The organism is Flavobacterium sp. CFBP9031 (genome assembly GCF_034044945.1).
In the GTDB taxonomy this organism is placed as follows: Bacteria; Bacteroidota; Bacteroidia; order Flavobacteriales; family Flavobacteriaceae; genus Flavobacterium.
The window spans coordinates 84,982-95,714 of the sequence record NZ_JAXCWF010000014.1 but is presented as its reverse complement, the minus strand read 5'-3'; the positions used below and the strand labels follow the sequence as shown (position 1 = coordinate 95,714).

13 protein-coding genes are annotated in these 10,733 nt (G+C 32.8%); 7 read left to right on the top strand and 6 right to left on the bottom strand.

Going from position 1 to position 10,733, the window contains the following annotated elements:
• The first annotated feature begins 107 nt into the window (after positions 1–107).
• The 3 genes from SOM12_RS20700 (at position 108) to SOM12_RS20690 (ending at position 2,501) form a co-directional block, all read left to right on the top strand.
• Positions 108–692 (top strand): RNA polymerase sigma factor, encoded by a 585-nt coding sequence (locus tag SOM12_RS20700; RefSeq protein WP_250835419.1) that lies wholly within the window; start codon positions 108–110, stop codon positions 690–692.
• A 50-nt stretch (positions 693–742) separates the two neighbouring features.
• A complete protein-coding gene (locus tag SOM12_RS20695) occupies positions 743–886 on the top strand; it encodes a hypothetical protein (protein ID WP_248726141.1) in 144 nt (47 codons plus the stop codon).
• A 550-nt stretch (positions 887–1,436) separates the two neighbouring features.
• Complete coding sequence (locus SOM12_RS20690; protein WP_095929971.1) at positions 1,437–2,501, top strand: tetratricopeptide repeat protein; 1,065 nt, start codon at positions 1,437–1,439, stop codon at positions 2,499–2,501.
• Positions 2,502–2,564: 63 nt separating this feature from the next.
• On the opposite strand, the gene SOM12_RS20685 is transcribed toward SOM12_RS20690, so the two are convergent.
• Entirely contained in the window at positions 2,565–3,233 is a 669-nt protein-coding gene (locus SOM12_RS20685; RefSeq protein ID WP_095929972.1) for an endonuclease III domain-containing protein, read from the bottom strand.
• 312 nt (positions 3,234–3,545) lie between these two features.
• Between SOM12_RS20685 and bcp the strand changes: the two genes are divergently transcribed.
• Positions 3,546–3,998, top strand: coding sequence for a thioredoxin-dependent thiol peroxidase (gene bcp / locus SOM12_RS20680; RefSeq protein ID WP_320495217.1), 453 nt, complete (start codon positions 3,546–3,548; stop codon positions 3,996–3,998).
• Positions 3,999–4,315: 317 nt separating this feature from the next.
• Here bcp and SOM12_RS20675 read toward each other — a convergent pair whose 3' ends face one another.
• Positions 4,316–5,776, bottom strand: coding sequence for a TonB-dependent receptor (locus SOM12_RS20675; RefSeq protein ID WP_095929974.1), 1,461 nt, complete (start codon positions 5,774–5,776; stop codon positions 4,316–4,318).
• 90 nt (positions 5,777–5,866) lie between these two features.
• On the opposite strand from SOM12_RS20675, the gene SOM12_RS20670 reads away from it, so the two are divergent.
• Genes SOM12_RS20670 through SOM12_RS20660 form a run of 3 tightly spaced genes read left to right on the top strand, consistent with a single transcriptional unit; the run spans position 5,867 to position 7,631 of the window.
• On the top strand, positions 5,867–6,631 hold the full coding sequence (locus tag SOM12_RS20670) for an MBL fold metallo-hydrolase (protein WP_095929975.1): 765 nt from the start codon (positions 5,867–5,869) through the stop codon (positions 6,629–6,631).
• Positions 6,632–6,643: 12 nt separating this feature from the next.
• Positions 6,644–7,147, top strand: coding sequence for a hypothetical protein (locus SOM12_RS20665; protein WP_095929976.1), 504 nt, complete (start codon positions 6,644–6,646; stop codon positions 7,145–7,147).
• A gap of 46 nt (positions 7,148–7,193) precedes the next feature.
• On the top strand, positions 7,194–7,631 hold the full coding sequence (locus tag SOM12_RS20660; protein ID WP_320495213.1) for a hypothetical protein: 438 nt from the start codon (positions 7,194–7,196) through the stop codon (positions 7,629–7,631).
• Positions 7,632–7,708: 77 nt separating this feature from the next.
• Here the strand turns inward: SOM12_RS20660 and SOM12_RS20655 are convergent, their stop codons facing one another.
• The 4 genes from SOM12_RS20655 to SOM12_RS20640 all read right to left on the bottom strand — a co-directional run bounded on the left by SOM12_RS20655 (position 7,709) and on the right by SOM12_RS20640 (position 10,703).
• A complete protein-coding gene (locus SOM12_RS20655; RefSeq protein ID WP_320495212.1) occupies positions 7,709–8,278 on the bottom strand; it encodes a cysteine hydrolase family protein in 570 nt (189 codons plus the stop codon).
• A gap of 57 nt (positions 8,279–8,335) precedes the next feature.
• A complete protein-coding gene (locus SOM12_RS20650) occupies positions 8,336–8,980 on the bottom strand; it encodes an alpha/beta hydrolase (RefSeq protein WP_320495210.1) in 645 nt (214 codons plus the stop codon).
• A gap of 140 nt (positions 8,981–9,120) precedes the next feature.
• Entirely contained in the window at positions 9,121–9,447 is a 327-nt protein-coding gene (locus SOM12_RS20645; protein ID WP_320495209.1) for a hypothetical protein, read from the bottom strand.
• A 5-nt stretch (positions 9,448–9,452) separates the two neighbouring features.
• Positions 9,453–10,703, bottom strand: coding sequence for a dihydroorotase (locus SOM12_RS20640; RefSeq protein WP_320495207.1), 1,251 nt, complete (start codon positions 10,701–10,703; stop codon positions 9,453–9,455).
• Positions 10,704–10,733: the final 30 nt, after the last annotated feature.

Genomic DNA, 10,733 nt, shown 5'->3' with positions numbered 1-10,733 from the left:
TGGTCACAATATTAACATAACCTATAAAAAAGAAACGCCTATATAAAAAAACTACTTTTTAGAAAATACTCCAAATTTTAAAATTAAAACTAAAAAAAGTAGTTATTATGGCTGATCTGCATACTCCAGACGCTCTATTAGTAAAAAATTATGTTGACGGTAGTGAAGCTGCACTTGCAACATTAATAAAAAGGCACGAGTCTAAGATATATGGATTTATATATTCTAAGATAGCTGATAGAGATATTTCAAATGATATTTTTCAAGATACATTTATTAAAGTAATTAAAACTTTAAAAAGTAATTCGTACAACGAAGAGGGTAAATTTTTGCCTTGGGTTATGCGTATTTCTCATAATTTAATTGTAGATCATTTTCGCAAAACAAAGAAAATGCCAATGTACAGAGAGACAGAAGAGTTTTCTATTTTCTCTATTATGTCAGACGATACCTTGACAATTGAAGGCAAAATGATTGTAGATCAAGTAGAACTTGATTTGAAAAAGCTAATAGAAGAGCTGCCAGAAGACCAAAAGGAAGTACTGGTGATGCGTATGTATCAAGACATGAGCTTCAAAGAAATTTCTGAAGTAACAGGCGTTAGCATCAATACAGCATTAGGAAGAATGCGTTATGCGCTAATGAATTTGAGAAAAATAATAGATAAACATCAAATTATTTTAACCAACTAATACTATTTTGATAATAAGCCCGTTATATTAGTATAAAATATTCTGATAGTATGGGGAAAATTTACTCAAAAAAAGCATTAGCTTCTAAAAATCTTAAACCTAAAAAAGAAGTTGTTTCTTTTTTATTGAATTATTCAAGAGCCTTGACTGTAGTTAAGATTGAGGATAAAAATTTTGAGATTATAGCTAACTAAACAGCCCACTGCTCCTGTCGGATGTTTATCAAAATAAACCAAATGGTCGTTTTGGTTTAAGAGCTCACTGTTTGTATATTTAATATACAAGTAGTGAGTTTTTTTTATTTCTACTTTTTCTGATTTAAAAAACATAAGGTTTTTACATCATTTTTCTCTTGTTTTGTTAAAATTTAAAAATTTGATGAGAATTTATATGTTTATTTGGTTTTTAATTCTATTTTAGTTAAAAAACTAACTTTTTACTCGAATAAAATACTTTTATAAAGTGTTATTCGTATTGAAAAGTTGATTAAGATAAGAATTAGAAAAACAATACATTAAAAATTAAATATTTAACCCCAAAAAATAGATCGTTTATGAAGAAAAACTACCCTGCTTTATTTTGTTAAGTTTGATGCTCATTTGATTTTTGAGAAAATATTTGGACCAGAAAATGTTTACTCACAAATGGTAATAAAGATAATTTTTAAACCAGTTTAATTATCTCTTTACTGTGCCTCAAAAGAACTAAGAAAAATCATTTAATCACCAAAACTTAACCGTAAAAATGAAAGAGAACATTAAAGTGTTGTCGTGCTTATTATTGATGAGCATTGGCGCATTTGCCCAAAAAGACAAAATTAAGGAAGCGCAGTCTTTATTTGATAAAGGAAATAGTCAAGACGCTTTGACTATTTTAACTAAAACAGAATACCTTATTCTTAATGCTTCTGATGAAGACAAATCTGATTACTATTTCTTAAAAGGTAATGTCTTAAAAGATTTGGCTGTAAAAAACATAGATGCAGCAAACAATTTTACATTGGCATCGCAATCGTATCAAGACGTTTTCTTATACGAGAACGAATCAGGAAAATTTAAGTGGACCATTAAAGCTAATATGGCTTTAAAAGACATGAAAGCTAGTCTTGTAAATGGTGCAATGGCAGATTTTAAAGCCGAAAAATACAAAGAAAGTGCCGAAAAAAGCTATAAGGTATATTTGTTTGATAAAAAAGATACCATAAACTTATACAATGCAGCATCTTCATCTCTAAATGCCAAAGATTTCAATGCAGCTGTGACTTACTACGAACTTCTGAAAAAGATTAATTATTCAGGAAAAGGAGTTTTGTACTATGCGACAAATAAGAAAACAAAAGAAGAAGACGTTTTTATTTCGCCAAAAGCTAGAGAGTCGGCAATACAGCAAGGTCTTTACGAAAAACCCAGAACAGAGTCTGTGCCTTCTAAAAGAACAGAAGTCAACAATAACCTAGCTTATGCGTATCTTGAAAAAAAGGATTATCCAAGAGCAGAATCTATTTATAATTATGTTCTGGAATTAGACCCGAATTATGTTGATGCCTATATTAATTTGGCTTATTTGAAATTGCAAATGAAAAAAGATTTGGCTGATGAAATAGCATCATTAGGAACTACTCCAGCCGAAATGAAGAAATATGACAAACTGAACGCTCAGAAAGATGATATTATTCGAAGCGCAATTCCGTATTTGAAAAAAGTATTGGTTCTTGAACCGAAAAATCCAGATGCTACCAAAACATTATTGGGCGTTTACAGGTCGCTTGATATGAATGCAGAATATAATGCTTTAAAAGCGGGAATGTAATTTTCTTAAAAAGATACAAAGTTGAAAAATAACAAAGGTGCAGATGTTTTTTATCTGCGCCTTTTATTTTTTGACCTTATTTGTACTTTTTTCCAACTCTTCAATTAGAGATTTTTTACCAACTGTTTTCGTTATAATATCTTTTTCAAGATTCCAGCCTCTAGCGGGCGAATATTCTCGGCCGTACCAAATAATTTGTAAGTGCAAATCATTCCATAAATCTCTAGGAAATAATCTTTTAGCATCTTTTTCGGTCTGCGCTACATTTTTGCCGTTAGATAGATTCCATCTGTACATCAAACGGTGAATATGCGTATCTACAGGAAAAGCGGGCACGCCAAAAGCTTGGGACATTACCACACTTGCCGTTTTGTGTCCAACAGCAGGTAAAGCTTCAAGTGCCTCAAAACTTTGCGGAACTTCTCCATTATACTTTTCAATTAAAATCTCAGATAGACCATAAATGCCTTTAGATTTCATAGGAGATAGACCGCACGGACGAATAATTTCTTTGATTTCTTCTACCGACATTTTAACCATATCATACGGGTTATCGGCTTTTGCAAATAATAAAGGTGTAATTTGATTTACACGAACATCGGTACATTGTGCAGACAATAAAACAGCGATCAAAAGCGTATAAGGATCTTTATGATCAAGCGGAACAGGTATGGTAGGGTAGAGTTCTTTTAATTTATCAATAACAAATTGTACGCGAGCTTCTTTATTCATTTCCGTATTTTTAATGTTGTAAAAATAGTATAATTTTAATGATGTGCCTAATCCAGCTTTCCGTTTCAACTCCTCATTATGCTAGTCACATTTTTAAGTATTTAAAAGAGCTTCCTTCGGTCGCTTTTTAAATACAAAAAATGTAGACTATCATAATTCCGGGGTTTTCACTTCAATCTGGGGCAAAAAGAAGTTGCAAATTATGAGCCGTGAGTTGTAAGTTATAATTTATCTTTGTGAATAATCTAAAATCAAAACTACAGAATCAGTAATCTAAATTCTAAAATCAACAATCTAAAATAAAAAAAAGGTATGACAACATTAAAAGCAGGAGATAAAGCGCCAAATTTTTCAGGAATAGATCAAGACGGAAAAACACATAAGCTAGCAGATTATGCTGGAAAAAAATTAGTTGTTTTCTTTTATCCAAAAGCAAGTACGCCAGGCTGTACGGCTGAAGCTTGTGATTTAAGAGATAATTTTCATCGTTTTCAAGCAAATAATTATGAACTTCTTGGTGTTAGTGCCGACAGTGAGAAAGCGCAGATAAAATTCAAAGAAAAATACGAATTGCCATTTCCTTTACTTGCAGATGAAGACAAATCGGTTATTAATGCATTTGGAGTTTGGGGACCGAAGAAATTCATGGGAAAAGAATACGACGGAATTCATAGAACAACTTTCGTAATCAACGAAAAAGGAATTATAGAAGAAGTAATAGAAAAAGTAAAAACAAAAGAACACGCTTCGCAGATTTTGAAGTAGAGATTTTTGTTTCAAGTTTTAGGTTTCAAGTTTCAAGTTGCCTGTTGGGACTTAATTTTAACGCAAAGTTCACAAAGTTTTTCGCAAAGCTCGCAAAGGTTTACAGTTTGAATTAAAGTTTTTTTTAAGTCCTCAAAGCTTAGAAGTATAGATTATATTACTTTGAGGACTTAAAAAACTTTTACAAAGCTTTATATAATTTCTCTGCGAGCTTTGCGAAAAACTTTGCGAGCTTTGCGGTAAAAAAAAATACCCACTCCAACAATAACCTGAAACCTGAAAGATAAAAAAAAGTCCCAATAAAGGGACTTTTTTTATTACGTATTTTGTTCTAATTCTTTCTGAGGATGATATCCAAAAAGGTGATGTTCTTTTATAATTTCAGGAATTCCAGGAGGAAGCATTGGTTCCCAGCCAGGTATGCCTTGATTGATCATTTTTAGGATTTCTCTAGAGAAAACATCCAAGATATTCGGATCGTAATCTTCAATATCAACCACTTTTCCGTTGAATTTAAAGAATTTATACAATTCTTTCATTCTAGGATGAACCTTTAAGTTGTTCGAATTCATTAATGAGCCATCTTCATCTAACATAGGATATAAGAATACTTTCATATCACGATAGAATAATTTACCGAAAGCTTCTAGGATTCCACCACTTAAATGACGATAATACTTCTCGTCAAAAATATCAACCAGGTTGTTTACGCCCATCGCTAATCCCATACGAGCTTTGGTGTAATTGGCGAAGTATTCTACAACTTTATAATACTCTTGAAAATTCGAAATCATAACTGTTTGGCCAAGAGAACAAAGTAATTCGGCTCTGTCCATAAAGTCACGCTCGTCAATCTCACCGTCAGAACGTAAATTGGAAAGAGTGATTTCAAAAACAACCAGAGTGTTATTTTTTTCAACTTTATTTTCTTTAAGAAACATTTCTAATGATTTCTCATACATGTCCATATTTACTTTAGTAACAGGACGGAAACTTCCTCTTAAAGCTAAAAGGTTCTTTTTGTATAAGATAGCTGCTGGCAGAATGTTTTTTCCTTCAGGATTAAACATTACGGCATCTGTCATTCCGTTTTTAACCAATTGCAAGCTTATTAAACGATTGTCTACATCGGCAAAACGAGGTCCAGAAAAGTTAATGGTGTCGATCTCTAATTGATCTTTATCTAAGTGATCGTAAAGGTAACGAAGTAATCGTTTTGGATCGTTGTATTTGTAAAAAGCACCGTAAATTAAGTTAACTCCTAAAATTCCAAGTGTTTCTTGTTGTAATCTAGCGTCGGTTTCTTTAAAACGAATATGTAAGATAATTTCGTTATACGCTTCGTCTGGTTCAATTTGGTATCTAATTCCGACCCAGCCGTGACCTTTAAATTGTTTGGCAAAATCTATTGTGGCAACAGTATTAGCGTAGCTAAAAAAAAGTTTTGTAGGGTGTTTTTCACGACTTAAACGCTCTTCGATGATTTGTCCTTCATGTGTAAGCATTTTTTTCAGTCGCTCTTCAGTAACATATCTTCCGTCGCTTTCAGTCCCATAAATGGCATCACTAAAATCTTTATCATAGGCAGACATCGCTTTTGCAATAGTTCCCGACGAACCTCCTGATCTGAAAAAGTGTCTAACTGTCTCTTGTCCAGCACCAATCTCAGCAAATGTTCCGTAAATATTTTCGTTTAAATTAATGCGTAACGCTTTGTCTTTTATAGAAGGAATCTGTTCGATGACCTTGTCACCCTTGAGTTTTATTTCTGTACCCATTTTGTTTTAAATAGATTTGTTACAAAGTTAGTAAATTAGGCTTCTAATGAAAGAGAAATAATCCTATTTTTGTAAAAAAATTAAGTTCAATTGAAGGTTTATTTTTTAGGTACAGGTACTTCTCAAGGTATTCCAATTATCGGAATCGATCATCCCGTTTGCAAAAGCACTGATGCTAAGGATAAAAGGCTTCGTGTGTCCATTTGGATAACATGGGGCGAGCATTCTTATGTAATAGATTGCGGCCCCGATTTCAGACAGCAAATGCTTTCTTGCGGATGCCAAAAATTGGATGCAATTCTCTTTACTCACGAACATGCAGATCATACTGCAGGTTTAGATGATATCCGCCCGTTTAATTTTAGACAAGGAGAAATTCCAATTTACGGACATGAACGCGTTTTAGATAATCTAAGACGTCGTTTTGATTATGTTTTTGAAACAGTAAACAAATATCCAGGGGCACCAAGTGTAAAAACAATCGAAGTGCAAAACAATGCACCTTTTGCAGTTGGCGATAAAGTGGCAATTCCGATAAATGCTATGCACGGTGATTTGCAGGTTTTTGGATATAGAATAGATGATTTTGCTTATCTGACAGATGTAAAAACCATCGAACAAGCTGAAATTGAAAAACTAAAAGGGCTGAAAGTTTTGGTTGTAAATGCTTTGCGTGTCGAACCTCACAATACTCATTTCAATCTGCAAGAAGCACTTGATTTTATTAATCTTGTTAAGCCCGAAAAAGCGTATTTAACGCATATTAGCCATGTTTTAGGATTTCATGAAGAAGTGCAGCAAAGCCTTCCTGAAAATGTTTTCTTGGCTTACGATAATTTAGAAATTACAATTTAATTATACCACACAATGAAAAAATCCTTAATGCTTTATCTTTTTATTCTTGCTATTTTAATGAATGTCTTTACTTATGCGTTCTACAGCGGTGAAGTAAAATTTGCGCAGAATAGATATGATAAAACAACTAAGAAACTAAGAGATAGTATTAGTCTAGTAAAAACTCAATTGGCAGAAGCTGATTATTTTTCTTTAGAGCATAACGAAAATGCACAAAACTACTTTGATAACAGTGCTTCTGGCGGAAAAGTGATTTTGTATGAGAAGCTAATTCCGGTTGTAACTGAAAAACTGTTAGATTTCAATGCAAATCCAAAAGGAAATCCTTATACAGGGCAAGATCAAATAGGTCCAAACAAATTTATCATCAATAAAGTGAAAATTTTAAACCACCGTTGGATCATTGCAGATTACAGTAATGGAGAATTATGGGGAGAAGTCTTGTTAAAATACTTTGTTGATAACGATGATAATATTACCTTTGAAGTAAATCAAACTTGGTTATATCAAAAATAGGATTTTATAATCCTATTTTTTTTGACCTTTAAATAAATTTAGGATTATGAAAAAGATATTTTTGTTTTTGATTATGGCAAGTGCAATTTCTTGCGGAAAGAAAGTTTCTCAAGAAAATACCAGCACCACTGGTACAACTCCAAAAGAGCAACAAAAAGAAGCTGTGGTTGGAGGAGATTCCGATTCGCATGGCTGTAAAGCTTCAGCAGGCTATACTTGGTCAGCGCTTAAAAAAGAGTGTATCAGGATTTTTGAAAATAGCACAAAACTGAACCATGCTGAAGATGGAAAAACGTATTCTACGGTTTCCTATGTAATTTTTGACGGAAATAAAGCAGAGCTTTTTTTAGATACTCAGAAAGAATCGATCATTCTAGAAAGAAAATCGGAAGGTGATTCTTGGGTTAACGGCGATTGGCAGTTAATTCCTTGGAAAGGATATGTTCTGAAGAAAGGAGAGAAGATTCTTTATACAGGAGAATAAATGTAAAATGTAAAATGTAAAATGTAAAAAGTGAAATGTAAATTTGTCAATCATTTTACATTTCACTTTTTACATATTTAAATAATTTCTTTAATAAAATCAGAAGCAACAACCCGAGCAAATTCTTCGTTTAAACTTGCTAAAGCAGTCTGATGTATTAATTCGGCAGAGAATTCTTCTCCGTTTAGACCTTTTTTATTGAAAGTTGCGGTTGCATCCGAAACTAAATATACTGTATAACCAAAATTACCAGCCATTCTAGTTGTTGTAGAAACACAATGATCTGTAGTTAAACCAACAATAACAAGATTCGTGATATTAGCATTGTCAATTAGTTCTTTTAGGTTCGTTCCTATAAAAGCACTATTGACATTCTTTTTGATTATTGTTTCTCCCTCAAGAGGTTTCACAATATCCTGAAATTCATTTCCAGGATTTGTTTCGTTTAAAATCGAATTTGGATTTGAAGAACAATGCTGAACGTGAAAAATAGGCAGTTTTTTAGCTCTCCAAATTTTTAAAAGTTCACCCGCTTTTTCTTCTGCGTCAACATTATTTCGGTCTCCGCCCCAATAGGCAACATCGTTAAATCCTTTTTGAATGTCAATTAAAATCAATGCGGGATTGTCAAGTTTTGAAATACTCATTTTTTTAGATTTAGAAAGTTAGATTGGCTGAAAACTAAAATACTGAACACTGGGTCACTAACCAATCAGCCAATTCTTAAAATCAAAGAAATTCTGAGGTGCTACTCCATGTCCAACTGGATATTCTTTGTAAACAACTGGGATCTCTATTTTCTCTAAAATCGCTGGAGTTTTTCTCGCCCATTCAATCGGAATAACTTGATCTACAGTTCCGTGTGAAGCGAAGAATTTTAAGTTTTTGAAATCATTGTTTTCAAAACCTTCTTTGATGATTTCTTCATTAAAATAACCACTCATTGCTACCACTCTTTGAATTTTTTCTGGATAAGAAAGTGCCGTTGCATAACTTAAAATAGACCCTTGGCTAAATCCGATTAAAGTTACATTATTAGCATCAATTGGGTAATTGGCAACCAATTCGTCAATGAAATTAGCAATTATATCACGAGAAGTTTTTGCTTGTTCATTATCAGAAAATTTATTTTGATCGGCATCGAAATTAATCGCGTACCAAGCGTAAGCACCATATTGTAAATCGTAAGGTGCTCTAGCAGAAATAATGTAATAGTTATCTGGAAGTTCAGAAGCAAAAGAAAATAAATCGGCTTCATTGCTGCCGTATCCGTGTAATAGAAGCAATAACGGATTTTTATCTAAAATTACTTTTGGTTCTCTTATTTTATATTCTAAAGATAGATTCATTTTTTTAGTGTTCAGGTTTTAGTATTCAGTGTTCAGCTTGATCTTTGTCAAAGTTTCAAACTTTGACAAAGTTTTTTAAGGTTCCAAATTTCAGATTCCAGTTTTGGAATTTGGATTTTTAAAACTTGAGATTTTAAAAATTAACCAATTTTTTTAAACCATTTCTGAAATAATTGCCCAACTAACGGAATAGGTCTTGTTTGTCCTTGAATGGCGTTAAAAATTCCGAAAGTCCATAGAATTGAAATACAGATCCACATTGGGAAAGTGATAAAAAAACTATCGAAATTACTGATTATTGCTCCTAAAGAAATAAAAGATAAAGACAAACCTAAAGCTTGACGGATATGAAAAGAAGCAAAACTGTTTTTGTTTTCAGAATTCATGCTCATAGCGATCAAAACACCAATGATTAGAATGTAACTTGTAATAGCAATTGGTTTTCCTTCTTCGACTGAATTATTCATTTGTATTATTTTGTAACTAGTTTATTTTGATTTAAAATTCCGTACACAGAACCTTTAAGTTCAGTCCCTAAAAAAGCAGAATTTTTAGATTTTGAAAGAATGTTTTCTTTCGTAAAAGTTGATTTTCCTTCTGTTGCAAACAAAGTAATATTAGCTTTTACACCTTCTTGAATTGTATTGTTTTCAAGACCAAAAACAGTTCTTGCAGCAGTAAGTTTTGCAACTATAGTTTCTACCGGTAAAACCGTTAATAAAGCTCCAAAAGCGCTTTCTAAACCAATCGTTCCGTTTTTAGCTGTATCAAATTCCATTTTTTTGAATTCAATATCAATCGGATTATGGTCTGAAGTAATCAAGTCGATAGTTCCGTCAGCAACTCCGTTAAGCAAAGCTTGTCTGTCAACTTCTGTTCTTAGTGGTGGCGTTACTTTAAATCGAGTATCGAATCCGTCCAGTTTTTCATCCGTTAAAACCAAATGATGTACAGATGCGCTACAAGTTACTTGTATACCTTTAGCTTTAGCTTCTCTAATTAATTCAACCGATTTTGCTGTAGAAATAGTTGGAATGTGAAGTTTTCCGCCCGTATATTCCAACAAAAATAAATTTCTTGAAATTTGCAGTTCTTCTGCCAGATTTGGAATTCCTTTTAAACCTAATCTTGTCGAAACAATCCCTTCGTTTGCTACACCATTTCCTTTAATGTTTGGATCTTGCGAATAAGCGATTACCAATCCGTCGAAATCTTGAACATATTGTAAAGCAATTTTCAGGATATTAGCATTGTCGATACTTTTGTTATAATCTCCAAAAGCAATCGCTCCCGAATTTTTCATATCAAAAAGTTCTGCCATATCTTTTCCTTCGCTGGCTTTAGTTAAAGAGCCGATTGGGAAAATTTCTGTAGCAAAACCATTTGCTTTATTTTTTACAAAATTTACCTGAGATTGATTGTCAATAATTGGTAAAGAGTTGGGCTGTAATGCAATTGCTGTGAATCCACTTTTGGCAGCAACATTCAATCCGTTTGCAATAGTTTCTCTGTCTTCGTAACCTGGCTCGCCCAGCGAGACACTGCTATCAAACCAACCTTGAGAAACATGAAGATCATCAAATCGTACTACTTCTGCATCGTCATTTGGAAGAGAAACGCCTATTTTTTCTATTACACCATCTGCAATTAAAAGATCAACGGTCTGATTGTGAAACGGACTTTTTGAGTCGATAATTTTGGCGCTTTTGATGATTAGTTTCATATGTAGATAATTTTTTGTCGTAAAATGATT

What these genes read in the sequence shown, in the direction of transcription:
- bcp (WP_320495217.1), top strand. Translation starts at nt 3,546, where the DNA reads ATGACAACATTAAAAGCAGGAGATAAAGCGCCAAATTTTTCAGGAATA.
- SOM12_RS20655 (WP_320495212.1), bottom strand. Translation starts at nt 8,278, where the DNA reads ATGAGTATTTCAAAACTTGACAATCCCGCATTGATTTTAATTGACATT.
- SOM12_RS20645 (WP_320495209.1), bottom strand. Translation starts at nt 9,447, where the DNA reads ATGAATAATTCAGTCGAAGAAGGAAAACCAATTGCTATTACAAGTTAC.
- SOM12_RS20685 (WP_095929972.1), bottom strand. Translation starts at nt 3,233, where the DNA reads ATGAATAAAGAAGCTCGCGTACAATTTGTTATTGATAAATTAAAAGAA.
- SOM12_RS20650 (WP_320495210.1), bottom strand. Translation starts at nt 8,980, where the DNA reads ATGAATCTATCTTTAGAATATAAAATAAGAGAACCAAAAGTAATTTTA.
- SOM12_RS20660 (WP_320495213.1), top strand. Translation starts at nt 7,194, where the DNA reads ATGAAAAAGATATTTTTGTTTTTGATTATGGCAAGTGCAATTTCTTGC.
- SOM12_RS20690 (WP_095929971.1), top strand. Translation starts at nt 1,437, where the DNA reads ATGAAAGAGAACATTAAAGTGTTGTCGTGCTTATTATTGATGAGCATT.
- SOM12_RS20675 (WP_095929974.1), bottom strand. Translation starts at nt 5,776, where the DNA reads ATGGGTACAGAAATAAAACTCAAGGGTGACAAGGTCATCGAACAGATT.
- SOM12_RS20640 (WP_320495207.1), bottom strand. Translation starts at nt 10,703, where the DNA reads ATGAAACTAATCATCAAAAGCGCCAAAATTATCGACTCAAAAAGTCCG.
- SOM12_RS20700 (WP_250835419.1), top strand. Translation starts at nt 108, where the DNA reads ATGGCTGATCTGCATACTCCAGACGCTCTATTAGTAAAAAATTATGTT.
- SOM12_RS20695 (WP_248726141.1), top strand. Translation starts at nt 743, where the DNA reads ATGGGGAAAATTTACTCAAAAAAAGCATTAGCTTCTAAAAATCTTAAA.
- SOM12_RS20665 (WP_095929976.1), top strand. Translation starts at nt 6,644, where the DNA reads ATGAAAAAATCCTTAATGCTTTATCTTTTTATTCTTGCTATTTTAATG.